21 protein-coding genes, 1 tRNA gene and 2 pseudogenes are annotated in these 23,668 nt (G+C 63.6%); 10 read left to right on the top strand and 14 right to left on the bottom strand.

Annotation, left to right across the window (positions count from 1 at the left end; translation table 11 throughout):
- The 5 genes from AOT87_RS03695 to AOT87_RS03675 are packed head-to-tail and all read right to left on the bottom strand — an operon-like array spanning position 1 to position 4,995.
- Positions 1-894 (bottom strand): 2-aminoethylphosphonate ABC transporter permease subunit, encoded by an 894-nt coding sequence (locus AOT87_RS03695; RefSeq protein WP_081343194.1) that lies wholly within the window; start codon positions 892-894, stop codon positions 1-3.
- Entirely contained in the window at positions 891-2,102 is a 1,212-nt protein-coding gene (locus AOT87_RS03690; protein ID WP_057969329.1) for an ABC transporter ATP-binding protein, read from the bottom strand. Before AOT87_RS03690 ends, AOT87_RS03695 begins: the two co-directional genes overlap by 4 nt.
- 1 nt (position 2,103) lies before the next feature.
- The gene (locus AOT87_RS03685; RefSeq protein ID WP_057969340.1) at positions 2,104-3,123 is read right to left on the bottom strand and encodes a 2-aminoethylphosphonate ABC transporter substrate-binding protein; all 1,020 of its coding nucleotides are present in this window, start codon (positions 3,121-3,123) and stop codon (positions 2,104-2,106) included.
- A 29-nt stretch (positions 3,124-3,152) separates the two neighbouring features.
- On the bottom strand, positions 3,153-3,839 hold the full coding sequence (locus AOT87_RS03680; RefSeq protein WP_057969330.1) for a phosphonatase-like hydrolase: 687 nt from the start codon (positions 3,837-3,839) through the stop codon (positions 3,153-3,155).
- Positions 3,840-3,867: 28 nt separating this feature from the next.
- Positions 3,868-4,995 carry a TIGR03364 family FAD-dependent oxidoreductase gene (locus AOT87_RS03675; protein ID WP_057969331.1) on the bottom strand — a complete coding sequence of 376 codons (1,128 nt, stop codon included), beginning with the start codon at positions 4,993-4,995 and terminating at the stop codon, positions 3,868-3,870.
- A gap of 97 nt (positions 4,996-5,092) precedes the next feature.
- Between AOT87_RS03675 and AOT87_RS03670 the strand changes: the two genes are divergently transcribed.
- The 4 genes and pseudogenes from AOT87_RS03670 (at position 5,093) to AOT87_RS03655 (ending at position 8,343) form a co-directional block, all read left to right on the top strand.
- A complete protein-coding gene (locus tag AOT87_RS03670) occupies positions 5,093-5,617 on the top strand; it encodes an HD family phosphohydrolase (RefSeq protein ID WP_165589969.1) in 525 nt (174 codons plus the stop codon).
- On the top strand, positions 5,607-6,314 hold the full coding sequence (locus tag AOT87_RS03665; RefSeq protein WP_057969332.1) for a GntR family transcriptional regulator: 708 nt from the start codon (positions 5,607-5,609) through the stop codon (positions 6,312-6,314). The genes AOT87_RS03670 and AOT87_RS03665 overlap by 11 nt, the downstream gene beginning before the upstream one ends.
- Positions 6,315-6,347: 33 nt before the next feature.
- The gene (locus AOT87_RS03660; RefSeq protein WP_057969333.1) at positions 6,348-6,920 is read left to right on the top strand and encodes a TetR/AcrR family transcriptional regulator; all 573 of its coding nucleotides are present in this window, start codon (positions 6,348-6,350) and stop codon (positions 6,918-6,920) included.
- A pseudogene (locus AOT87_RS03655) lies at positions 6,917-8,343 on the top strand (FAD-dependent monooxygenase). Before AOT87_RS03660 ends, AOT87_RS03655 begins: the two are co-directional and overlap by 4 nt.
- Here the strand turns inward: AOT87_RS03655 and AOT87_RS03650 are convergent.
- Both AOT87_RS03650 and AOT87_RS03645 read right to left on the bottom strand, forming a co-directional pair.
- A complete protein-coding gene (locus AOT87_RS03650) occupies positions 8,340-10,574 on the bottom strand; it encodes a molybdopterin-dependent oxidoreductase (RefSeq protein ID WP_057969334.1) in 2,235 nt (744 codons plus the stop codon). The pseudogene AOT87_RS03655 and the gene AOT87_RS03650 overlap by 4 nt on opposite strands.
- On the bottom strand, positions 10,571-11,143 hold the full coding sequence (locus tag AOT87_RS03645; RefSeq protein ID WP_057969335.1) for a TetR/AcrR family transcriptional regulator: 573 nt from the start codon (positions 11,141-11,143) through the stop codon (positions 10,571-10,573). The genes AOT87_RS03650 and AOT87_RS03645 overlap by 4 nt, the downstream gene beginning before the upstream one ends.
- Positions 11,144-11,216: 73 nt before the next feature.
- Here AOT87_RS03645 and AOT87_RS03640 point away from each other — a divergent pair, with 73 nt between their 5' ends.
- Positions 11,217-12,002 (top strand): crotonase/enoyl-CoA hydratase family protein, encoded by a 786-nt coding sequence (locus AOT87_RS03640; protein WP_057969336.1) that lies wholly within the window; start codon positions 11,217-11,219, stop codon positions 12,000-12,002.
- A gap of 11 nt (positions 12,003-12,013) precedes the next feature.
- Here the strand turns inward: AOT87_RS03640 and AOT87_RS03635 are convergent, their stop codons facing one another.
- The 5 genes from AOT87_RS03635 to AOT87_RS03615 form a co-directional block, all read right to left on the bottom strand.
- Positions 12,014-15,379: an ATP-binding protein gene (locus tag AOT87_RS03635; RefSeq protein ID WP_057969337.1), complete on the bottom strand. Its 3,366-nt coding sequence runs from the start codon at positions 15,377-15,379 to the stop codon at positions 12,014-12,016.
- Positions 15,372-16,097 (bottom strand): DUF4194 domain-containing protein, encoded by a 726-nt coding sequence (locus AOT87_RS03630; RefSeq protein WP_030094942.1) that lies wholly within the window; start codon positions 16,095-16,097, stop codon positions 15,372-15,374. The genes AOT87_RS03635 and AOT87_RS03630 overlap by 8 nt, the downstream gene beginning before the upstream one ends.
- On the bottom strand, positions 16,094-17,554 hold the full coding sequence (locus AOT87_RS03625) for a DUF3375 domain-containing protein (protein WP_057969338.1): 1,461 nt from the start codon (positions 17,552-17,554) through the stop codon (positions 16,094-16,096). The genes AOT87_RS03630 and AOT87_RS03625 overlap by 4 nt, the downstream gene beginning before the upstream one ends.
- A gap of 135 nt (positions 17,555-17,689) precedes the next feature.
- Entirely contained in the window at positions 17,690-19,489 is a 1,800-nt protein-coding gene (locus AOT87_RS03620; protein WP_057969342.1) for a fatty acyl-AMP ligase, read from the bottom strand.
- A 51-nt stretch (positions 19,490-19,540) separates the two neighbouring features.
- Positions 19,541-19,626, bottom strand: a tRNA-Leu gene (locus AOT87_RS03615).
- Between the two features lie 74 nt (positions 19,627-19,700).
- Here AOT87_RS03615 and AOT87_RS29575 point away from each other — a divergent pair.
- The 5 genes and pseudogenes from AOT87_RS29575 to AOT87_RS03595 form a co-directional block, all read left to right on the top strand.
- Positions 19,701-19,808 (top strand): annotated as a pseudogene (locus tag AOT87_RS29575) (hypothetical protein); the annotation flags it as partial.
- Positions 19,809-19,979: 171 nt separating this feature from the next.
- Positions 19,980-20,441 carry an LAGLIDADG family homing endonuclease gene (locus tag AOT87_RS03610; RefSeq protein WP_234796445.1) on the top strand — a complete coding sequence of 154 codons (462 nt, stop codon included), beginning with the start codon at positions 19,980-19,982 and terminating at the stop codon, positions 20,439-20,441.
- A gap of 47 nt (positions 20,442-20,488) precedes the next feature.
- On the top strand, positions 20,489-20,857 hold the full coding sequence (locus AOT87_RS03605) for a hypothetical protein (RefSeq protein WP_075907736.1): 369 nt from the start codon (positions 20,489-20,491) through the stop codon (positions 20,855-20,857).
- On the top strand, positions 20,854-21,213 hold the full coding sequence (locus AOT87_RS03600) for a DUF3817 domain-containing protein (protein WP_030094937.1): 360 nt from the start codon (positions 20,854-20,856) through the stop codon (positions 21,211-21,213). Before AOT87_RS03605 ends, AOT87_RS03600 begins: the two co-directional genes overlap by 4 nt.
- A gap of 58 nt (positions 21,214-21,271) precedes the next feature.
- Positions 21,272-22,207: an NADP-dependent oxidoreductase gene (locus AOT87_RS03595; protein WP_057967276.1), complete on the top strand. Its 936-nt coding sequence runs from the start codon at positions 21,272-21,274 to the stop codon at positions 22,205-22,207.
- 45 nt (positions 22,208-22,252) lie between these two features.
- Here AOT87_RS03595 and rdgB read toward each other — a convergent pair whose 3' ends face one another.
- Together rdgB and rph are read right to left on the bottom strand one after the other, a co-directional pair.
- Complete coding sequence (gene rdgB, locus AOT87_RS03590; protein WP_057967277.1) at positions 22,253-22,873, bottom strand: RdgB/HAM1 family non-canonical purine NTP pyrophosphatase; 621 nt, start codon at positions 22,871-22,873, stop codon at positions 22,253-22,255.
- A gap of 9 nt (positions 22,874-22,882) precedes the next feature.
- A complete protein-coding gene (gene rph / locus AOT87_RS03585; protein WP_030094934.1) occupies positions 22,883-23,662 on the bottom strand; it encodes a ribonuclease PH in 780 nt (259 codons plus the stop codon).
- Positions 23,663-23,668: the final 6 nt, after the last annotated feature.

Below are 23,668 nucleotides of genomic sequence, written 5' to 3'. Positions count from 1 at the left end.
TCATGCCCCCTTGGGATGAAGCGCACTCCGCCCGGAAACCATGCGCGAGAAGATGATCCGGTACAGGCCGTACAACGCAAGTGACAGCGCTACCTGAACGGTCGCGATGACTGCCGCGCCCGGCAGATCGAAGGTGACGATGCCCCGGGTGTAGATCAGGACCGGCAGTGTCACGACTTCCTTGGCACCTGTGAATAGGACGATCCCGAACTCATTGAGCGCCAGAAGTAGCACCAAGCTGCCGCCTGCCATCAGGGCCGGCCAGGCTTCCGGCATCAGTACCGTGCGCAGCACCCGCCACGGTGATGCCCCGAGGCTCGCGGCAACATCCAACTGTTCAGGTGGGACTGTCGCGAAAGCGGCCAGCAAGGGGCGCACCACAAACGGCGTGAAGAAGGTGATCTCGGCCAGGATCACTCCGGTGGGACTGGATAGGAAATCCAGCGGACGCGCTCCTCCGGAGATACCCGCGACGACAGCGTTGACCGCACCCGCGGTGCCGTACAGAAAGGTGAAGGCGAGGGTGATCAGAAAGGACGGAAGCGCCAGGACGGTGTCGATCAGTCGTCCGACCAGTTCCGACCCCGGAAACGGTACGAAGGACAGCACGATGGCAATAAAAGTCCCCAGCACCAGGCAACCGATGGTGGTGAGCACCGCGATCTGCGCCGTGCTCACCAGAGCACGCTGGAACAGCGTTGAGGTCAGCACCGCCAGCCACGTGCTGTTCCCCTCTCCGTCAGCGGAATTCGACAACACTCGCAGCAACGGGTACACGATGATGACGATCATGACGAGAAGCGGCGGCAGCGCCCACAGCATGGGCACGGTCCGTCGTGGTTCCCTACCGGGTGCTGCGTCCGTGGGCTTGGCATGTTCCAGAACCGCGGTCATTTCGCCGCCCCCGGAATGGTGACGAGAACTCCGGCCGGCTCCGGGAACTTCACGCCGACAGCCGAATCCGGTGGAAAGTCGCCATGCCCGGGCACGTCCACGTCAATGAGCTGGTCGGGAAATCCATTCACCGCGAGCGACAGCCTGGTCGATGCTCCGCGCCACACCTGCGCGGCCACGCGTGCGTGCAGTGCACCCGGTTCGGTCACGGCGACCACGGTAAGTGTGTGTGGGCGCACGCACACCATCGCATTGGCTCCGGGGGCCCAGGGGTCGCGGCCCACTTCGGGCTTTGGCGCGGTGACGCTCAGTACCTTGTCCCCCACCGAGACCAGTGCCGACTCCCCCGACACCCGTCCGACGGTGCAGGGGATCAGGTTCGCGCCACCGAGGAAGTTCGCGGTGAAATCGGAGGGCGGCCGGGTCCACAGGTTGCGCGCGGTATCGACATCGACCAGCTCCGCGTTGCGCATGACGGCAATCCGGTCTGCCAACGCCAATGCCTCGCTTTGGTCGTGGGTGACGTACAGCATGGCGGTATCCGACAAGGTCTTTTGTAGCTGCTGCAGCTCGGCGACCATCGACTGACGCAACTGAGCATCCAGGGCGGCAAGCGGTTCATCCAGAAGCAGCACCCGGGGACGGATTGCCAGCGCGCGTGCAATGGCCACGCGCTGCTGCTGACCGCCGGACAACTCGCGGGGATAACGGTCGGCATACCTGGACATGCTCACCATCGCCAGCGCCTCGTCGACACGCGTCGCGATGTGGCCGGATTTGGTTCTACGTGCCCGCAAACCGAAGGCAACGTTGTCTCGCACGCGCATGTGAGGAAACAGTGCATAGGACTGCACAACTACGCCGATTCCTCGTTTCGCGGGCGGTAGGTCCGTCACGTCGCGCCCATCCAACCTGACCGTGCCGAAGGTCGGCCGCACGAAGCCGGCAAGTGCCTTCAGCGCGGTGGACTTTCCCGATCCACTGGGTCCAAGAAGGGCCACCGTTTCACCGCGGGCGATACGCAGGTTGAAGTTTCGCAACGCTTCGGACCTCTTCTTACCGCGGCCATAGGTGACGGTGACATGGTCGAAGACGATCGCCGGTGCGTCCGCGGCAGCGCCAGCACGCGCGGCAGGTTCGACTGGAGTCCCGGCGAGGACATCGCCGACAAACCTTTTAGGCGAGGAGAATTCGGCACTGCGGTCCATATCAGCTCCCGGTCGCTTTCTGGTAGGCAATGAATGACGCATCGAGGGTGTCGAGCACCTGATTCCAGTCCGGATGCCAGATATTCACTCCCTCCAGGACTTCCGCCGGCGTGTTGGGTCCTGTCTCGGGTCGTACGTCGGTACGTACCGGCATCCCCAATGCCTCACCAGAGACGGTCTGCTGAACGCCCACGGACAGCAAGTAGTCGAGCAGCTTTTTCGCGTTCTCCAGGCGCGGGGCGCCCTTGGTAATTCCGGCAACATACGGAAGGGAAACCGTTGAGCGGGAACCATCATCGGTCGCGGGGATGAACACCGAGAAGTTCGAGCGGTCTTCGCGGATCGATGCGAGGTTCATCTGAACGTCCCCGTTAGCCACCCATAGTTCTGCATTACTGACCTTGGGCTGAAGCTTGCCTGTGGAGCTGGACGGTCCAACGTTGTTGTGCTGCAGCTTTCTGAGATAGTCGACGGCACCCTGCTCTCCCATGAGGTGCTGCAGGAGGACCAACATGGCGGTACCGTCCCCGGCCTGCCCGGGTGTCGAATACTGAAGTTTGCCCTTGAACCTAGGACTCAGAAAGTCGCTCCAACGCGCATCTTTCAGCTCCGCGGCAGGGTTCGCGATGAACGTCAGATAGTTGTCGACAATCGCGACGTATCTACCATCAGTGTCTCGGTTGTTCTCGGCTACCGCGGAGACGTCAACCCCGGCGCCAACGAGTAGATCACTTCTTGCCGCCTTCTGGATGAAGGGCGGCAACGTCACCAGCAGGTCAGCCTGCGGGTTGGCCTTCTCCTTGGCGACCCGTGAGACCACCTCAGCAGAACCGGCTTCCACGAGATTCACGGATATTCCGGTACTTTGGGTGAATTTCTCGAATTGAGTCTCGTACCACGAGCCGAGCCCGTCCGCGCTGTACACGGTGACCGAGTTCGGACCGGTCCCACCACCGGTGCCGCCGCAGCCGCTTACCGTCAGGGCAACTGTCACGGTCGATACGAACCTCAGCACCCGCATCAGCGGGAGATTTTTCATGTCCTGCTCTTTCAGATTCGATGCAGGACGATGTCGGCAAAATCTCCCACCGAGTGCACGATGTGCGTAGGCTGCGCGGTGCTGAGCTGGGCGGCATCATGAGCGCCGGTCAGTGTTCCGGCGACAATCTGTGCGCCGGCGCGATGACCGGCCAACACATCGCTCGAGGTGTCGCCCAGGACCGCGACCTCGCGAACATCATTGACTTCCAGACGAAGCACGGACGTCAGCACCAGGTCCGGGTAGGGCCTGCCCCTCCCGGCCTCCGAAGGCGCCAGTGTCAAGTCTGCGATGTCGGCCCATCCCAGCGCCGCCAGTAGCTTCTCCTTGGTGGAGGCGCTGAAGCCCGTTGTGAGCGCGACTTTGACGCCGGCTTTTCTGAGCGTCGAAATAGCCTCCACCGCACCGTCAATCGGCCTGGCATGACCGTCTCCGATGAGCCTGTCGTACGCGTCCTCGAAGGTCCGGTTCGCATGTTGAGCCCTGTCCTCGTCGCCGAGTAGATGGCGGAACACGGCGATCTTCGATTGCCCCATGGTGTCGATGACGTACTGACGGGCGCGATCACGTTCAGGACCCACCTCCTCGATACCACCGGCGGTAGCCGCCGTCTCGAATGCCTTGAGCACCAATCCACCATCGGCGACCGTGGTGCCGGCCATGTCGAGCACGGCAAGGCGAATAGGAATATCGGACATCGTTTTCCCTTTCCTGGGGTCGTCTGTACTAGAGGTTCATCAGGTCAGCTGTGTCCGCACCGATGGCCGGACCGAGGGTCATCCCGCGCCCGCCGGGGCCCGTCACCACCCACACCCCGGGCGCCGCCTCGCGCCGATAGACGATCTCGTTCGGGTCGGCGCATTGGGAGTAGACACCCGCCCACCGCCGCACCACTGGAGGGAGCTTGCGCCCCAACAGTTCCTCGGCCCTATTGATGAGGTGCCGGTACGGAGCCTCGTCAACGTCGAAGGCGAAGGGTTCGGTGTACTCGTGGGTGTCCCCGATTGTCAGTCCGCCGTGCAGTCTTTGCACGCACAGCAGCTGCATCTTGTACTCGGCGGCCGTCGGTTCCTGAAGCTGCACGGCATTCAGGGCGTCGAGCGCATCACCGGCGAATGCCGGGTAATAACGCAGGCTGTCTCCGTCCGCGATCGCCGTGGTCAGCTCCTCACCGAGTGAGGCGGTCTGCATCATCTGCAACCGCACCCGGCGAACCGGGAAGTCGCCCAGTAACTCTCGCACCAGTCCGCCGTGCGCCGCCCCGGCACACATGACGACCGCGTCCGCGCGGTACACCTCACCGTCGTCAGCACGAACCGAGACTCCGTCGGATGTGGCGTCGACCGACCGGGCCTCCGCGCCGGGCCGGAAGGAGTACCGCCCCGTCTCCTTGAGGTGTAACCGCATGGCCGGCAGCGCCACGCGTGACTCGACGGCGCCGTCCCGAGCGCAATGCAGCCCGGCGAGGAACTTTCCGCGTAGTGCGGGGTTACGCCGCTGGACAGCCTCCGGGTCGAGCAGCGTGAATCCACGCGCACCGGCATCGGAGCGCGCCATCACCTCTTCGGCGACAGCCACCTCTTCCTGTGTCTGCAATAAGGTAAGCGATCCGATTGCCCGGAAGCCGGTACCCGGAACCGATTTCGCGATCCCCTGCCAGAGATCCCGAGACCGTTGTGCGACCTCCAGTTCTCGGGGCGACCTGCCGGAAACCCACACCAGGCCGAAATTCCGGACGGTGGCCCCACGGGCTTCGGATTCACGTTCCAGCTGCACCACGTGGTGTCCGCGCTCAATCGCAGCCCACGCATGGGCCGTTCCCAGAATCCCGCCACCAACAACCACCACTCGCATGCCACCAGCGTTTCGCATTGGTCTAGACCAATCAAGAACGCGGGGGCGAACACAGTATGAACAATTGGTATAGACCAATTTGGCGTACGCTCAGTCCGTGGACACCGTCGATGAACTCGAAGCAGTGCTGATGTCACTGCGCGGGATATGGGACGAGGAGGCCGTCGACGAGCTCGACCATGCCCTGCAGGCCGGATACCTCGCCCACGCCGACCGCGCGGACGATGAGCTGCTGCTCGCATCGGTTCTGCACGACATCGGGCACAGTCCGCTCCTCGGCCCCGCCGCCGACCACCGACACGACTCCATCGCGCGTGAATGGCTTACCCCTCGCCTCGGGAAACGGGTTGGGTGGCTTGCCGGTTCGCACGTCGCGGCCAAGCGGTACCTCGCGCTGACCGATTCCGACTACGCGTCGCATCTGTCCGCCGCATCCGTGGCATCGCTGGCCAGCCAGGGCGGAGCCGGCGCAGATAGCCGATGGAGTGAGCACCCGTGGTGGCCAGACGCACTCCGGCTGCGCCGGTTCGACGATGGAGCGAAGATTCCCGGGGCCAAGGGGCTTTCCCTTCCCCACGTGCTCGCACTGGCCCGAAAGGTGGTGACACGGCATGACTTCTGACGTGCGACTTCCCAAGCATTACCGCGTACGCACCGAACTCGACCACATCCTTTCGGCACTGAGCGAAGGAGATTCAGTTCCGCCCGAGCGCGACCTCGCCGAACGATTCGAGGTGTCACGCGAGACCGTCCGCCAGGCGCTGCACGAGCTGCTCGTGGAAGGGCGCATCGAGCGACGCGGACGAGGAACCGTGGTATCTGCGCCGAAGCTGGTGCAGCCGTTATCGTTACGGTCATACACCGAGGGCGCCCAGAGCCAGGGCCGAACCCCCGGGCGACTGCTGGTCACCTGGGAGGACATCACCGGAGACCCGGACCTATGCCGGGACCTCGGCATCCGGAACTCCTCGACGGTGATGCACCTGGAACGCGTCCTGCTGGCCGATGGTGCCAAGCTCGGGCTGGAAAGCACCTATCTACCCAAATCGCGGTTCGGCTCATTGCGCAACACTTTCGATCCCGGCACCTCGCTGTACGAGGCCATACGCGAACTGGGAGTCGGGTTCGGCAGTGCCGTCGAGCGCATCGAAACGGTGCTCGCATCACCACGCGAGGCATCACTTCTGGACACCTCGACAGCTATGCCCATGCTCCTTCTGCACCGACGCACGCTCGACACCGACGGACGACCGATCGAATGCGTGCGCTCACTCTTCCGGGGTGACCGCGTGGCCTTCGAGGCAGTCCTAAAGGAATGACATTAAGTGTACGATTGACGTACACTTAATGTCATGGTGCCACGAGGCGAAGCGCGCACCGCGGCGATACTCGATACCGCCCTGCGGGTGCTGGTAGCTGACGGATACGAACGTTTCACCATCGATTCCGTCGCCGCACAGGCGCATGCCAGCAAGACGACCATCTACCGCAGATGGAGCAACAAGGCCGAACTGGTCAAAGCCGCACTCGATGCTCACGACGCGAGCTGCAACGACCAGGTTCCCGACACCGGCTCGCTGCGGGGCGACCTCATTGCAACACTGGACATGCTGCGCCGCAAGACCGCGTCGATACCGCCGACCCTGTACACAGACCTCATGCGTGCCATGGAGCATGACGCGGAGTTGGCCGACGCCATCAACAGGCACCTGACCGATCCGGGCCTGTCCCCCTTCGATGCGCCATTGTCCCGAGCGATTCCGCGGGGCGAGGCGCCCGCCGATGTCGACCGCGAGCTGATCCACGATGTCGCCGAGGCAATGCTCACACATCGGCTGACCATGAGAGCGACGGTGGACGGCACCTTCATCCGTCGACTCGTCGACGATGTGCTGATCGTGCTTGTTCGGGGCGGAGTTTCATGACCGTGGTGATTGCAGGGGCGGGCCCCACGGGCCTGACGCTGGCCTGCGAATTATCGCGACGCGGCATTGGGTGCCGAGTGTTGGAGAAGGCGCCCGGCCTGTTTCCGGGCTCTCGCGGCAAGGGTTTGTCGCCGCGCACCCAAGAGGTGTTCGACGACCTGGGAGTTGCCGACGCGATCCAGTCCGGTGGCATGAAGATGCCGTCATTCCGTATCTATGCCGGACGCGAGATAGTTGCCGAGCGCACGCTGATGGAGATGCTGGGATCGGAGATTCCGTCGGGACCGGGGGTTCCCTACCCGGGCTTCTGGATGGTGCCGCAATGGCGCACCGATGAGATCCTGCTCAACCGATTGCGCGAACTCGGTGGCGACGTTGAATTCAATTGTGAAGTAACGGTTTCGATCAGAATATTGACGGGGTCACAGTCACGGTAATGCGGGACGGGACTCCCGACCGGATACGATCCTCATACCTCGTTGGCACCGACGGCGGGCGGAGCACGGTACGCAAGGTTCTCGGCGTCGGTTTCGCCGGAGAAACCTTCGAAAGCGAACGGACACTGATCGGTGATGTCCGTGCCGACGGCTTAGACGGCGAGTTCTGTCACGTGATGACACGGGGCGGTCAGGTATCGGAACGCTTCTCGCTATGGAATCTGCCGAACAGTGACCACTACCAGTTTGTCGCGAGCATGGCCACCGACGACGTTCCCCCACCGACCCTTGAGGCGGTGCAGGCTCTCCTGGTCGAGCGGTCCGGACGCGAAGACATTGTGCTGCATGATCTCCGGTGGATATCGCTGTATCGGGTAAATACGCGGATGGTGGACAGGTTCCGGGAGGGCCGGGTGTTTCTGGCCGGTGATGCCGCTCATGTGCACTCCTCGGCGGGCGGCCAGGGTCTGAACACCAGCGTGCAGGATGCCTACAACTTGGGCTGGAAGCTGGCGGCAGTCATCGCGGGCGGTCCCGAGTGTCTGCTGGAAACGTACGAAGAGGAGCGGATGCCGGTAGCCGCATCGGTACTGGGGATGAGCACGGATCTGCATCATCGCAACTTCGAACCGTCGAATGACCCTGCACCACAGCTCCATCAGATGGATATCACGTATCGGCAGAGCTCACTGGCCGTCGACGACCGGCCCGCCCCCAGCACGTTACGGGCCGGCGACCGGGCTCCCGATGCACTATTGCCGGAAGGCCGTCGACTCTTCGACGTGCTCCGGGGTACACACTTCACGCTCCTCACAGCGGACGGCCGGGCCACCGATATCCCTGACGTGCAGGTAGCGCCCGTCACGCCGTCGACCGATTACGACATCACCGCGTCGACCTTCATCTTGGTGCGCCCAGACGGATACATCGGCGTCATGACCGAATCCGAGGAGACCGTCCGGAGGTATCTCACTCGGGTGCGTTAGAGGGCGGCGGTCAACGTGTCCAAGCGCGCGGGAACATGCTTATGCCACGGGGTACCCGCGTACTCGTCACGCCAGGCAGAGGAGGTCAGGACGTTCGGTGCCACGCCCGGCACGTGCGTTTCACCGGACTCGTCGGTGTAGTCGAGGCCGAATCCGTTCGGGAGTGAGGCATGACCTGCCTGCATCATGTCGCTGATCTCGACGGTGGCCTCCGCGCTACCCGCCGCCGTGGAGATGCGCACCCGATCACCGTCGGCTATGCCGAGCTGTTGGGCATCCTCCTGGCTTATCCGCAGTGCGCCCTGTTGATCACGTTTACGCCAGGACGGATTGCGCAGGATGTCGTTGGCCGTGTACGCCCGTCGCTCGCCCGCCGACAACACAATCGGAAACTCCGGAGTCGTCAGCTGCGCCGGTCTCGAGGCCAATCCTCTAATTTCGTCCAGCATTTCGGGGATCGCGAGGGCAATCTTGTGATCCGCATGCGTGATCAGTGCGAAGTCATCTTCGTACTCGTGAACGGTGAAAGTCACGCCCGATGGGCTGTTCAATATGGCATCGAAGAGCGCGTTGCCGTCCGAGTGGCCCGCCCGTGCCACCGCCTGCGGATAAGTCATCATCGCCTTCTGCGCCAGACCCCACAGCGCGGCGGCACCCGCCAGCCCCTTGGGCAGGGTCGGACCGAGGGTTTCGTACAGGATGTACGGAGCCAGCGGGCCGAGTGCCGGATTGGCCAGCACCGCGAAGAACGCCTGCAGGTAGGCATCCCGACCCTGTGCGGCAGCATCACGCAGCGGCTGCAAGTCCGCATCGTCGACCACTCCCAATGCCCGGACCAATCGCGCCCAGATCTCCGGCTCGGGCAAGGTTCCTGGCTCGGGTTCCAGCAGCGGGTGCCGCAGCTGAAAAGTGTTGTGCGGGAACTCCAGGTTGAAAAATGTTGCTTCTACCTTCTCGAACTGGGTGGCAGCAGGCAGCACATAGTGAGCGAGGCGGGCCGTTTCGGTCATCGCCACGTCGACGACGACGAGCAGCTCCAGGGCCTGGAAGGCCTCCTTGCATCGGGCCGAATCCGCAAGGGAATGCGCGGGATTGCTGCTCTCGACAACCATCGCACGGAACCGGTCGGGATGATCGGTGAGGATCTCGTCGGGAATGACGTTGGACGGCACCAGGCCCCCGATGATGCGGGCCCCGGTCACCGGGGTGTTGCCGAAGAAACCACCCATGAGCGGCGCCATCCACGAATGCAGATGTTGTCCACCGCGTTTGGCGAAGCTTCCGGTGAGGATCCATAGCATCTTGTTCAGATAGGAACTGAGCGTGCTGTTGGGCGCCTGCTGAATCCCGAGGTCTTCGAAGACCGCCACGCTCTCGGCAGCGGCTATACGGCGCGCCGCCGCGCGAATGAGGTCTGCCGCCACCCCGCAGCGCTGCGCATAGTCGTCGATCGGTACCGCACGCAAGGCATCGCGAACCTCCTCGGTGCCGTTGACATGTGCCGCGAGAAAAGCTTCGTCACAGAGATTTTCCTGCACCAGTACCGCGGCCAGTGCCGCAAGGCACCAGGCGTCGGCGCCGGGGCGCACTCGCAGGTGGAAGTCGGCCATCTTGGCGGTGTCGGTGATGACCGGGTCGATGACGATCATCGACCGTTGCGGATCCTTGGCGATCTCGTTGAGCACCACTCGCGCCCGCGGGAAGCTCTGCGACATCCAGGGGTTCTTACCAACGAAGACCGACACCTCGGCGTGCTCGAACTCACCGCGGGTGTGCCCGCCGTACAAGTTCTTGTCGATCCAGGCCTCGCCCGTCTTCTCCTGTGCCAGCGCGTTAGAGCGGTACTTGGATCCGATGGCCTTCAGGAAGGCACCGCTATAGGCCCCACCCAGGTGATTGCCCTGACCGCCCCCACCGTAATAAAAGATCTTGTCTCCGCCATAGCTGTCACGGATGTGCTTGAAGCCCTCGGCGATCTCGACAATGGCCGTATCCCAATCGATTTCCTCATAGGTACCGTCGGGTCGGCGGCGCATCGGTGAGGTCAGTCGATCGGCATTGTTCTGGTAGTGATCCAGGCGCAATGCCTTGTTGCAGGTGTATCCCTTGCTCGCGGGGTGGTCCTTGTCGCCGCGAATCTTGGCAAGTGTGCGCCCCTCGGTCTGCACCACAATGCCGCAGTTGCACTCACACAAGATGCAGGCGGTGGGTAACCAATTGGTGGTGTTCATGACAAAGCCTCCTCGATAAGCGTGCGTAATTGCTTATGCACCACATCGATTGGTGTGATGTCGTGAGTGGATCGCGCGACGATGATTGCCCCCTCCAAAGAGGTTGTCATCAGCATGGCCAGCTCGTCGGCTCGTTCGCGGGGGACTCCGGCGGCGGCGAGCTTTTCGGCGATGAGACCGATCCAACGCTGGAAGACCGCCGCCGAGTGTTCGATGAGCTTTTGATTACTGGCAGGGCTCTCCGGGTCTCCGGCCTCTACCGCGACTGCCACAACGGGACACCCAGCCCGGAAATCGCTGCGCACCAATTGCTTCCGATAGGACGCGACAAGCCTGTCCAGGGCCTCCACCCCTGAGGGTGTGGCGTCGATCATCCCGGCGATGTACTCCCCCGCCAGATCCACCGCTTCACCCAGCAATTGAGTGCGACCGCCGGGAAAGTAGTGATACGCCGAGCCGCGCGGCGCCCCGCTGTGTTCGAGTACATCGGAGATGGCCGTCGCGTGTGCCCCGCGCTCACGAATCAGCAGGGCGGCCGAGGCGACCATTCGTTCACGCGGGGTGCTCAATCGTCGTCCTTCCCGGGGCGCACAGGTCTATGTATGCTGCTCTACATAATCCGCTACCGACACGGAGAAGTCAATGTCTGAGTACGAAACCCTGAGCATCCGTCGCGACGGATATGTCCTGGTCATCGGCCTGAACCGGCCGGCCAAGCGCAACGCGTTCGATAAGACCATGCTCCAGGAGTTGTCTCTGGCATTCGGCGAGTTCGAGACGGATGCGGAGCTACGGGCTGCCGTCCTGTACGGCGAAGGCACGATGTTCACCGCCGGTCTGGACCTGGCGAGTGTGGCCGCAGAGATTCAAAGCGGTGCCTCCCTGACACCCGAGGGCGGGATCAATCCATGGCAGGTCGATGGCACGCAACTATCCAAGCCACTGATTGTCGCGGTACATGGCAAGGTCCTCACACTGGGCATCGAGCTCGCACTCGCCGGCGATATTGTGATCGCGGATGAGACAGCGACCTTCGCGCAGCTCGAAATCAATCGAGGGATTTACCCGTTCGGCGGTGCCACTATTCGTTTCCCGCGAGCCGCTGGCTGGGGTAACGCGATGCGATGGATGTTGACGGCCGACACCTTCGACGCCGCCGAGGCTCACCGCATCGGAATCGTGCAGGAGGTCGTTGCTGCCGGCGCGCACGTCGATAAGGCGATCGCCATCGCGCAGACGATCTCGCGACAGGCACCGCTGGGAGTGCAGGCCACCCTGCGCAACGCCCGCTCGGCGATACGCGAGGGCGAAGCCGCTGCCGAGACGCAGCTGGTGCCCACCATCCGGGAACTCTTCACCACCGAGGACGCGGCGCTGGGCGTGCAGGCCTTCCTGACCCGAACCACCGCCGAGTTCGTGGGCCGCTGAAGATCCACCGATCAGCGGGCGTTGACTGCCTTCCGCACGTCACCGAGCTCCCCGATAGGCACCGTGCGCGTCGAGGCGACCGGCCGAACTCCCGGGCCGTCGGGCTTGGACACCATGACCACGCTGTCGATGTAGGGCTGGATGGTGGTCGTGTTCTGCACGGTCGCAACGATCACCAACTGGAACCCGAACTTACGGAACGCCGATAGCGCCTGCTGCGCGAACTGCGGATCGGACTTCGAGAATGCCTCGTCGAGCATCAGCTGCGCAAAGACCGGCCGATTGTCCCCAGTTTCGGGGTTGGCGAGGTTGAAGCTCAGCGCACCCGCGAGGCAGAAGGCCATCAGCTTCTCCTGCTCCCCACCGGAATTCGCACCCGCATTGCTGTAGGTGCGAATCGCCTCGCCGGTGGCGGCGTCGCGCTCCTCGCAGTACAACACGAAGCGGTTGCGCACATCCAACGCGTCGCGCGTCCATTGCCTGGCCTCGGGAGTCTCCGCCGCCAGTAGATTCCGCAGTTGCAGGATGTCCTGGTACTGGTCGTGGATGGCCTTCTCGTCTCCCATGGAAACCGCAACGGCCCGTCCCGAAATCCGCCGGGCCCGCTCGTTGAGCTCGCCCACCGCCTCAAGCGCCTTGGGCTCGGCACGCAAGGTCAACCGGGTTCCCCTGTTGAACTCCACCGAGCCCAAACCGCTATTGACCCGGTCGATCTGGTCGGTGATGCGGTGCGCCTCCTCCTCCGCGAGCTGATGCAACCGCAGGACTGCGGTAGGTGCCTGCTCGGTGATGAGTCGCAGCATCTGTTCGTAGGCGGCCGGTAGGTCACGCTCGTCGATTCGGCGGCACAAGGCGACGTAATCGTGGATCTTCTCGTCGAAGTTCTCACTGTCGTTGGGAATCGAATCCGGGAAGTCCCGGTCGTAGGCGTTGAGAATTCGGTTCAGCTCGTTGCGTGAACGGGTGACACTCTCCCGCAGCACCGACTGGTCCTTCTCGATCTGACGCCACAGCTCCAACCGGTAGGTGTCCGGCTCCAGCACATCCAGGCTTGACGACAGCTGCGGAACATAGGCTTCGATACCGGATCGGGTGTGCCCGCCCACCTCGCGCGGGTTCAAATTGTCCAACAGGTCCAGCAGTCTCGTGCGGCGCGAATCATGTTCGGATTCTTGCCTTCTGAGCGCACCGATACGTTCGGAGAGTTTCTTGATCTCATCGAGATAGGAATCGGCCTGCTGCTGCAGACCGGTGAGGTCGGGGTTCGCCTCCAGCATCGCGTCGTACTGGTCCTGAAGCCGTGCCACGGCGGCTTCGGCCGAATCGGTATCGATCTGGCTCCAGTACTCGTACTGGCTGTGCAGCTTGGACCACCGCACCACCTCCGAGCGCAGTTCCTCACGCTTGGTGTCCATCTCGCCGATGAACTTCTCGGCGTCACCAACGGCCTGCTGCGCCTCGACCACATCATCGGAGAGCGCGGCCCGCTTGTCGCCTGCGTTGCCCTGATAGATGTACTGGGAGGCGCGCAGCTCGCGCCGGTCATCCTTGACCGCGCGCCGGTCGCCGTCCTTGCGCAGGCCCTGATCGGTGACCGCCCGGCGGTGCTTGCTGAACTCGTCGGGTGTATCAACCAGCACGTAATCGCCCACAGCCGCCACCAGATTCATGGCAGCACTGGCGCATTCGTGATTGGGGTTGGTCAGGCGCAGGCAGTCGGCGAGGGTGCCCGGCTCGGCACGCCGCGGCGCGCCGGAAGGGATCACCCGCTCCATCTGCAGGTAACCGCGCATCGGGTTCTCGTTGACGTATCGCAGCACCTGCCGGTGGTGCTGATCGGGCACCAACAGGCACAGACCGGTAGACCGCAGCACCTTCTCCACCGATCTGCGCCACCGTTCCTGGCCTGGGCGCAGATCCATCAATTCGCAGACGTAGGGCAGCTCCTTGGCGGTAAGGCCCAGCGCCGCCGCGATTTCCCCACGCATGCGGTCCTCGTCAGGAGGCACCGAGGTACCGACATGTTCAACGCGCTTGAGCTCGGAGGAAGCAGCCCGCAGCTGGTCGCGCGCTGTCGACAAGGCGCCGGCCGCCATCACATAGGCGTCATGACCCGCTTCGAGTTCCGCATTGATCCGGGTGACTGCGCGCAGGCTCTCGACCCGCATGGCTTCGAATTCCTCAGCGGATTCGACGTCTTCGTCGTGGCCGAGGTCCCACAGGGCGCTGTCGTACGCGGTACGGCGGCGCGACACCTCCTCGGCCCGGGCCCGCGCATGAGCGAGTTCACTCTTGAGCGGTGCGAGATTACTGTCGGCGGCGGCGATCCGGCCGAGCAGCTTGTCCCGCTCGCCGGTGAGAATGTCCTGGCGCGACTGGATTTCGTCGCATTCACCGCCGAGCCGAGTGATCTCGGTGTCCAACAGGTCGATCTCCGGACCGGCCAGCGCCAGCCGCTGCTGATCAACGTAGTCGCGGACGGTGTGGTGATCCACCACGTCGACGGTGGCCAGCTGCGCCGCGTCGCTGGCGTACGTCTGCTGAATCTGCTCGATATCGCCCAGCGTCTGACGCTGGCGCTGCGCGACCGCCAGTGCGGCACGCGCGTCCACCAACGGGGTGATCTGCCCCAGGGCCTCGGAGATCGCGGCCATGGACTCGGGCTCGTCGAGCATGTACTCGCGGACGAACTGTTCCAGGCCACCAACGCTTTTGAGCGACTTGGCCTTACCCAAGAGCTGCTGGGCTGCCGAGGAACCTTGGATACCGACGGCGGCGTAGAGCTGTTCCAAATACCAGCGTTCGCTCTTGTGTCCACGCCAGCCCGCGCCATCGAAAACCGCAGCCGAATATCCCTTACTCGCCCAGGAATTACACAGGTCACGAATATCGGCATCGGCGTCGATCAGGTAATAGCGGCTCGAGGAATCCGAATCTGAGCCCGGTGCAAGCCATTTGAGAACGAGGCCGGTGATCACGCGACCATCGGTGCCCGAATAGGTGACCGCGATCGCCGACCATGCCGCACCCTTGCCGCGCAGGAACATCTGCGTTGGCCGCTCCCCCGGGTTCTTCAGCTCACCCCACAGACCGCGCACATACTTGTCGACGGTGCGCTTGCCCATACTCGAGCCGGCCGCAGTGGTATCGCTTGACGCGTTGAAGTTACGGCGGTTCGAGGACAGAAACGCCAGCGAAATCGCGTCCAGCAGGGAAGATTTACCGCTTCCGGAGGAGCCGGTGATCAGTGTGCCGCGGCGGCTGAACTCGATGGTGTGGTACCCGTCGAAGACACCCCAGTTAATGACCTGCAGTCGGGACAGCCAGAACTGCTGGGTGACTGAATCACCCGGCCTGCCGGGTACGCCCTCATTCATCGTCATCGGTATCGCCATCTTCTTCATCGTCGGTGGAGTCTTCTGGGGCGGCACCGCCACGCTGCAGCTGCTCGTATTGGCGTTGCAACGCCTCGATCATCTGCGCGGACATCAGCGCGTTGATGACGGGGCTGATGGTGTAGCTGTGCTCGTCATCGCGAGTGCGCTGCAGGATCTCGGCCTTCGACAGGCGTTTGATGGCTTCGTCGACGCGGTCGCGCAGCATCGCTTCATCGCGGTCGATGTCGTGGCTGACATTGGCGAACAGCTCATGGATATCGTCGCGGCTGACCAGCACCTGCTCGTCGTGTGCGGTCCTCGCGATCTTGGCCAGGTGCAGCGCAACGATCGAGGCATACGTGCCCAGGGGTTCGCGGCGCAACACCCGGGCGCCGTACGCGCTGGGGTTCTCCAAGGGAGCCGGTTCGGCATAGGCGACCTCAAGATCGTCGAAAACTCGTAGCCGCAGGTCCAATTCGGACAAACGCGAGGCCAGCACCTTGCGGTGCTCCATCATCGATGCCCACAACTCCGGCTGGCCGTCCTTGCTCAGATAGCGCCGGGCCACCAGGTTCTGCAACGCCCAGCATGCCTTGTCGGTCAGCTCGCTGGTGTCGCCATCGAACCGTGGTCCCTTGACGGTTCTGGGTGCCGAGGCATCCGGCTCGACACCGGGCAGATCGTCAAAGTTGATGTTTCCCAGGGGCGTTGTCGTCACAGTGCCGCCCCCTCCTCTTCGAGGGTTGCCAACACCGGTTCACGGAACATCAACTGAGGTACCTCCATCACCCGGTCCTGTCCATCCAGGGACCGGAACTTCACCTTGACCGACTCGCGATCAAGGGTGTTGTCCTGCTTGAGGGCCAGCGACCACAGCACGATCACGTCACCCAGATACGGTGCGTCGACATGAGAAATCATGTCGGGCAGGGAAACTGGGCCACCGGCAACAGCTCTGTTCACCGTATCGGCCAGTGCGGCCATGTCCACCTGGGTCGCCAGTGCCGAGAATCCACTCAAGTCCAAGGGGCCCGATGGCGCTTCCTGAGCCAGCACCGGCGGCGCCGTGTCCTTGATGGTGAATGACAGGGCACCGATGGACGCCGCCGCAGAGCGGCCGATGGGTAGTTCGGCGTCAATCGGGGAATCCGCGGTGGACACCTTGAGCAGCGCGTGCCCGGCGGCCAGGGCATCGTTGAGCTGCCGCGCACGGCCACGCGCCTGCTCCGTGGTGCCGGCGGCGAAGAATCGCCGGATACGTTGCGCACAGCGCTGCTCGATGCGGGAGACTTCCGCGATCTGCTGGGAAACCAGCTTGAAGAAGTTCTTCATGACATCACGCAAACCCGGGTCTAGCTCAGGTAATCCCTCAGCGACACAGGCGATATCGCTGCGTAGAGCGGCACGTTGGTCGGGGTCCTGGATGGTGCGTGTAAAGGCGGCGTACGAGGCGCGTTCGCGGGAGTCGAACAGGGCGTCGTAGTCGGCGAACATCCGTCGTGCACGGTCGCGGAACCCGGAATCGGAGTCCTCCGCCGCGTCGATGAGCCCGGCGGTGATCTCGTTCTGCATGCTGCCGTAACGCACGATGTCGGTGATCACCTGCTCCATCTGATAGGCGATGGCCCGGGTCTCATCCTCGAGATCGACGATGTCCGGCTCGGGACGGTATCCGTCGTCAATCGCGCGCAAGTAGCTCTGCAACTCGGCGATCTGAGCCTCGATATCGGCACGCAGCCGCGACGGGTCGCCATCCAGTTGAGTCGCGACCCGCTTGAGGCCCGCGGCGATACCCGCGATGGACCCGCCGGTGGCGACGCTGTCAGCACGACGCAGTCGCCGGACGAAGGCCAGCGCACTGCGTGCGTCCTCGGTCAACGAGCAGACGTTCTCGGCGTCGGGACCGGCGCCATCCGACGCGCGGTGCAACCAGCCGTCACTTGCCCAGCTCTTGATGAGGGCGAGTCCGGACTGCTCGCCCAGGCCGACCGCGTCAAGATCCCGGTCCAGTTTGGCCACCAGCTGGGGTTCGGAAACCTTCGCGCTGCGGTCCAGGTGGCGCTCCATGAGCGTGATGTATGGCGCCAGATTCTTAGCGGCCAATAGCCTGACCGCGCGGGATTTCTGCACGTCGTCGTTGTGCGCGAACAGCTCTTCGATCGTCAGGTCAGTCATCGCACACCTCCATCACATAGCTAGCGCGTGTCCCCCGGCCCCGTAGCTGTCGTAGCCACCGGCCCGGAAAACCTACCGGGCCGACGAAGGCGTGGCGAATGGGCTCGCTGACGTGGGACAAATGAGGCAAATGAGTTAGCTGAGATCTCCGTGAACACCCAGGGTGCCGTCCAGGTACTGGCGGCGACAGGCCCGTCGCGCCAGTTTTCCGCTGGTGGTGCGCGGGATGGCTCCCGCCGGGAGCAGGCGCACGTCGCAGAGCTCCAGGCCGTAGTGGCTGCGGACCGCCTCGCGGACCGCGTCGGCGGCTTCCTGCGGGTCAGCCTTGGCCGTCCGCGAGGCACGCTCGGCGACAACCACCAGACCATCGTCGATGGTGAAGGCGGTGACGTATCCGCGGCGCACGATGGGCGACGCGTCCGCGACGGCCGCCTCGACGTCCTGCGGGTAATACGACCCGCCGTCGATAGTGATGTGGTCGACCATGCGTCCGGTGACGTACAACTCACCGTCGAGATAAAAACCCATATCGCCGGTGCGCAACCAGTCGCCGTCCACATTGGACCTGTCAGCATGGCTTTTCGCGAGCGTCTCACCGAGCCGGGCGTGGAATGTCCTCGCACTTTCGTCCGGACGGCCCCAATAGCCGCGGCCAACATTGTCGCCCTGCAACCAGATTTCGCCGACATGACCGTCCGGAAGTTCGTTGCCTGTCGCTGGATCGACGATCACACCCGACAGGCTGCGGGCGAGTTGGCCACAGGACACATGGACAGTGGTGTTGGGTGCATCGACAGCGGTCGATACCGCGCGGCCCTCGGCGAGCTGCGCACGATCTAGGTACACGACGGAGGGTTCGGCATCCGGTGCGATGTTGGAAATAAACAGGACGGCCTCGGCAATGCCGTAGGAGGGCTTGAACGCGGTCGACGGTAATCCGAAGGGCGCAAAGGCCTTTTCAAAGGTGCGGATGGCATCGATGCTGACCGGCTCGGAACCGATGATCATCACTACGTTGCCCAGGTCGATGTCCGCACCGCCCTTCGGCACACCGCGCTGTGCGGTGTACTCGTACGCGAAATTGGGGGCGGCGGTGATGACGCGGCCTTCCTTGCAGCCGTCGGAGAGCGCCTTGATCCAGCGTTGTGGCCGACGGATGAAGGCCGTCGGCGACATGAGGGTGGAGTGACCACCATAGACCGTCGGAAAGCCGATCATGGACAAACCCATATCGTGATAGAGCGGTAACCAGCTGCAGCCGTGCGTGTTTCGATCCAGCAGATCGATCGACAGGATCATCTGCGTCAGATTGACACCGACGGCGCGGTGCGTGATTTCCACGCCGACCGGAGGTCGAGTCGCACCCGAGGTGTACTGCAGATGCGAGATGTCGTCATCCACTAGATGCACGTACTCGAAGGTCTCGCCCGCTTCATCGGGGATCTCGTCGATGACGAGGATGCGAGTGTCCTGTTCTTTGAGGAAGTCTTCGACAACCGTGCGTGCGCTGGAGGTCGTCAGGACCACCGTTGGCCTGCAGTCCGTGAGGGCGGTATCCAGACGCTCAGCGTGGCCGGGCAACTCGGGAGCGAAGAGCGGCACCGCGATGGCGCCGGCCTTGATCGCCGAGAAGAATCCGACGACATAGTCCAGACCCTGTGGAGCCAGAATGGCGACCCGATCACCACGTTCGATGTGGCGTTGCAGCGTCGCGGCTACCGCGTTCAGACGCACCCCGAGCTGCGACCACGTGAGCTCGATACGGGTGCCGTCCTCGGAGGTGGTGAAGTCCAGATAGCGATAGGCGACGGTGTCCCCGACGTTCCTGATGTTGCGCTCGATGAGGGATATCAGCGTGGTGCCGGGCGGCAGTTCGACGTTTCCGTCGGCATTCAGGCAATCGTCGATATCAAGCAAACCGTCAGCGCGAACCACGAATTCAAGTCTACGGGCGCGCGGAGTGCACACCGGGTCCCACTGAATCTCTGGTGCGGGCGGAGGGACTCGAACCCACACGTTCTTACGAACACGGGCACCTAAAGCCCGCGCGGCTGCCATTTCGCCACGCCCGCAGAGTTCCGATCGTACCTCCTCGATGTCAGAGACCCTCGTTACGTTCGAACACAAATCGCCTTGAGGAGTCCCTTTGCGATCTGCAGACGAGTTTTGCCGAGTCCAACGACTCATCGAGACCGGGATGAATGACTGTGCCATCGCACGTCAAACAGGGATACCTCGACCGACGGTGCGAGACTGGCGCCGCCGGCCTGGAGTCCTCGTGAGGGCATCTATCAACTCGTCAGCCTGTGGGGTAGCTCACGAACGGTCTTCGCTGCACGCAGAAAGCTACGCCTACCTCCTAGGCCTTTATCTGGGCGATGGGTGCATCTCACCGGACAGACGGTGCTGGCGTCTCAGGATCACCTTGGACCAGAAGTATCCGGTCATCATCGAGCGGTGCCGAGTCGCCATCGAGGCCTTGATGCCTGGACAGCAGGCCGCGATCGTTCAGTGCCCCAAGGGATGTGTGCAAGTCTCTCACTACTCCAAACACTGGCCCTGTCTCTTTCCTCAGCATGGCCCCGGCCGCAAGCATTCGCGAAAGATCGCCCTCGAGCCCTGGCAGCAGGACCTCGTCGATCACGCCACCGAGGATTTCGCCCGGGGTCTGATTCACAGCGACGGCTGCCGGGTGGTCGCCAACGATCGCGGAGTCGCCAGCATCCGCTATCACTTCACCAACCGTTCGGAAGACATCCTCGGCCTTTTCACCGCAGCCCTCGACAGGCTCGACATCCCCTGGACTCGATCGACCGCTTACGTCGTCTCCGTCTACCGCAAAGCTGCCACCGCGCGTCTCGACGAGTTCATCGGACCAAAGCGCTGACCAGGGGCGTTGGCACCCGCCCCCACCTCACGCGGTACCGTCAGGAGGTGTCCACTACACGGCGTCGGAGACCGGCACTCATCGTGCTGGTCGGCGTCAGTGCGCTCGCGTTCCTGGGCCTGGCCTACTGGCAGTTCCAGCGATTCGAGTCGGTGACCGGCGATGGCCAGAACCTCGGCTACGCCCTGCAGTGGCCGCTTTTCGCGGCGTTCGTGATTTGGGCTTATCGCCGCTTCGTGCAGTACGAGGACGAGGGCCCGCCCCCGCCGCCCAGCGACCGAGTGACCGAAATACCGGAGGGCCTGCTTCCCGAGCGCCCTGCCGCCGCGAAGCCGGATCCCGCCGACCGCACACTGACCGACTACAACGCCTACCTCGCCGCCCTGGCCGAAGAAGATAGGAAGCCTGCCCCGTGACCGAGCCCGAAGCCACACCCCAGACGCCCGCCGTGACCACGCCGGTCGAGAAAATCCGTGGCGCCCTGTGGCGCTACCGGATCCTGGCCTGGACCACCGGTGTGTGGCTGATTGCCCTCTGCTGGGAAATGTGGCTCAAATACATTGAGCACGTACCGCATCCGCCGAGCTGGATCGGCATCGTGCACGGGTGGATCTACTTCGTGTACCTGATCTTCACCACCGATCTGGCCATCAAGGTGCGCTGGCCGTGGCCACGCACCGCCGGCACGCTGCTCGCGGGCACGATCCCGCTGCTCGGTTTCATCGTCGAGCATTACCGCACCAAGCAGGTCAAGGAGCAGTTCGGCATCTAGCCGAAAGAAATCTCCAATGTCAGGAATACTGACATGACGATGCGACTTTGATAGCGGTATGACCACCACACATGCAGTTGTCGCCACTGCCTATGGCGCATCCGACGTACTCGAGTTCCGCGAGGTGCCGATCGATGGCCCCGCCGACGGCCAAGTACTCATCGACGTCAAAGCCGCCGGCGTTAATCCCATCGACTGGAAGCTGTATTCGGGAGCCTTCGGCACCGACCCGGCCGCAATCCCCATGCGCCTCGGCCTCGAGATCTCCGGAACTGTCGCCGCCGTCGGACCGGGTGTCGACGGGTTCCAACCCGGTGATGACGTCATCGCCGCCGGGCAGATCGGTGGCTACGCCAACCAGATCGTCACCACTGCAGACCAGGTGTTCAAGAAGCCCGCGAGTCTGTCCTTCAACGAGGCCGCCGGATTCCTGCTCACCGGGCAGACCGCGGTCCACCTATTGGAAGCCACCAATGTCACCGAAGGGGACACCGTTCTGATTCACGGTGCCGCGGGCGGCGTGGGACTGTTGGCCACCCAGCTCGCCAAGGCCCGCGGTGCAACCGTGATCGCCACCGCCAGCGCTGCCCGCCACGAACAGCTTCGTGGCTACGGAGCGATCCCGGTCGAATACGGCCCCGGACTGCAAGACCGTGTCAGCTCAATCGGCTCGGTTGATGCAGCCCTCGATCTGGTCGGCACCGATGAAGCCGCCGACGTCTCATTGGCACTCGTTGCCGACAAGGACCGTATCGCCACGATCGCCGGATTCGGCCGTGCCGCAACCGATGGCTTCAAAGCACTGGGCGGCGGCCCCGGTGCCGATGCGGGCACGGAGATCCGTCTGGCCGCCCGCCCCGAGCTGATTCGCCTTGCGGGCAATGGCGAACTCAAGGTCACCATCGATCGCACCTATCCGTTGGCCGAAGCGCGCCAGGCCCATGAGTACGTCCAGACGGGCCATGCCCGCGGAAAGGTCATCCTGCTGCCCTGACCCCCGCGAGCAGCCCCCTAATGCGGGGGCTGCTCCCCGGGGAGGCTACGGCGCGGTCCGGCCGAGGTTGACCAGGTTGCGCAGCATCGGGAGCAGCGCCGCCAGCGCCCGTCCGCGATGCGATACCGCATCCTTCTCTTCGGGCGTCATTTCCGCTGCGGTCCGCAGACCGCCGCGCGGCACGAAGATCGGGTCGTAGCCGAAGCCGTTCTGCCCCGCGGGTTCGCGCGCGACCGAGCCCTTCCAGCGCCCCTCTACGACGACCTCTTCGCCGTCCGGAGTCACCAGCGCACACGCCGATACGAATGCCGCACCGCGGCGCTCATCAGGCACATCGGAGAGCTGCGCGAGCAACAGTGCGGTGTTGGCAGCATCATCTCCGTGCCGCCCCGCCCAGCGCGCAGACAGCACACCGGGCATCCAGTTCAGCGCATCTACCGCAAGCCCGGAATCGTCGGCGACGCAGGCCAATCCGGTCTGTTGTGCGCCCTCACGCGCCTTGATGAGCGCGTTGTCCTCAAAGCTGGCGCCCGTCTCTGGCACTTCCTCGTATTCGGGCACATCGGCGAGCGAAACCAGTTCGACCCCGGTAACCCCTGACGACTCGAGCACCCGATGTAACTCCGCGAGCTTCTTCGGGTTACGGCTCGCGACAAGTATTTTCATGGCCCCCGCCTACTTCGAACCGAACGCCTTCTTCTGTGGCGCCTCCGGCAGGACACCCGGATACGGCAGGGCTAACGCTTCCTTCTGCAGAACGAACAGTTCCTCGGCGGCGCCGACGGCGGCGTCAAGCAGCTTGTCCAGCGTCGTACGCGGGAAGGTGGCGCCCTCACCGGTGCCCTGAACCTCCACCAACGTACCGGTGTCGGTGGCCACCACATTCATGTCCACCTCGGCGCGCGAATCCTCTTCGTAGGGAAGGTCTACGCGCACCCGGCCGTCCACCACGCCAACACTCACGGCGGCGATCGCACACGACAGTGGCTCATCATCGGCGAGCTTGCCGTGCGCGGCCAGGTACGTCACCGCATCGGCGAGCGCTACATACGCACCGGTGATCGCGGCGGTGCGAGTCCCGCCGTCGGCCTGCAGCACATCACAATCGATGGCAATGGTGTTCTCCCCCAATGCCGACAAGTCGATACACGCACGAAGAGAACGCCCGATCAAGCGGCTGATCTCCTGAGTACGGCCACCTACGCGCCCCTTGACCGATTCACGGTCGCTGCGGGTATGGGTAGAGGCCGGCAGCATCGCGTATTCGGCTGTCAGCCAACCAAGTCCAGAACCCTTGCGCCAGCGCGGCACACCCTCGGTGGCGCTGGCGGTGCACATCACCCGCGTCTGACCGAACTCGATGAGTACCGAACCTGCCGGGTGCGAAGTGAATCCCCGCGTAATGGTCACCGGGCGCAGTTCGTCGTCTTGTCTGCCGTCTTCTCGTCTGGACACGCCCTC

The sequence above is a fragment of the Mycobacteroides sp. H003 genome (assembly GCF_001440135.1).
Lineage (GTDB): Bacteria > Actinomycetota > Actinomycetes > Mycobacteriales > Mycobacteriaceae > Mycobacterium > Mycobacterium gwanakae.
The sequence above is the reverse complement of the archived record's forward strand: the minus strand, read 5'-3'. Positions and strand labels throughout refer to the sequence as shown.

Coding starts and splice junctions, on each gene's coding strand:
- AOT87_RS03695 (WP_081343194.1), bottom strand. CDS start 894: ATGACCGCGGTTCTGGAACATGCCAAGCCCACGGACGCAGCACCCGGT.
- AOT87_RS03690 (WP_057969329.1), bottom strand. CDS start 2,102: ATGGACCGCAGTGCCGAATTCTCCTCGCCTAAAAGGTTTGTCGGCGAT.
- AOT87_RS03685 (WP_057969340.1), bottom strand. CDS start 3,123: ATGCGGGTGCTGAGGTTCGTATCGACCGTGACAGTTGCCCTGACGGTA.
- AOT87_RS03680 (WP_057969330.1), bottom strand. CDS start 3,839: ATGTCCGATATTCCTATTCGCCTTGCCGTGCTCGACATGGCCGGCACC.
- AOT87_RS03675 (WP_057969331.1), bottom strand. CDS start 4,995: ATGCGAGTGGTGGTTGTTGGTGGCGGGATTCTGGGAACGGCCCATGCG.
- AOT87_RS03665 (WP_057969332.1), top strand. CDS start 5,607: ATGACTTCTGACGTGCGACTTCCCAAGCATTACCGCGTACGCACCGAA.
- AOT87_RS03660 (WP_057969333.1), top strand. CDS start 6,348: ATGGTGCCACGAGGCGAAGCGCGCACCGCGGCGATACTCGATACCGCC.
- AOT87_RS03650 (WP_057969334.1), bottom strand. CDS start 10,574: ATGAACACCACCAATTGGTTACCCACCGCCTGCATCTTGTGTGAGTGC.
- AOT87_RS03640 (WP_057969336.1), top strand. CDS start 11,217: ATGTCTGAGTACGAAACCCTGAGCATCCGTCGCGACGGATATGTCCTG.
- AOT87_RS03635 (WP_057969337.1), bottom strand. CDS start 15,379: ATGAATGAGGGCGTACCCGGCAGGCCGGGTGATTCAGTCACCCAGCAG.
- AOT87_RS03625 (WP_057969338.1), bottom strand. CDS start 17,554: ATGACTGACCTGACGATCGAAGAGCTGTTCGCGCACAACGACGACGTG.
- AOT87_RS03595 (WP_057967276.1), top strand. CDS start 21,272: ATGACCACCACACATGCAGTTGTCGCCACTGCCTATGGCGCATCCGAC.
- rdgB (WP_057967277.1), bottom strand. CDS start 22,873: ATGAAAATACTTGTCGCGAGCCGTAACCCGAAGAAGCTCGCGGAGTTA.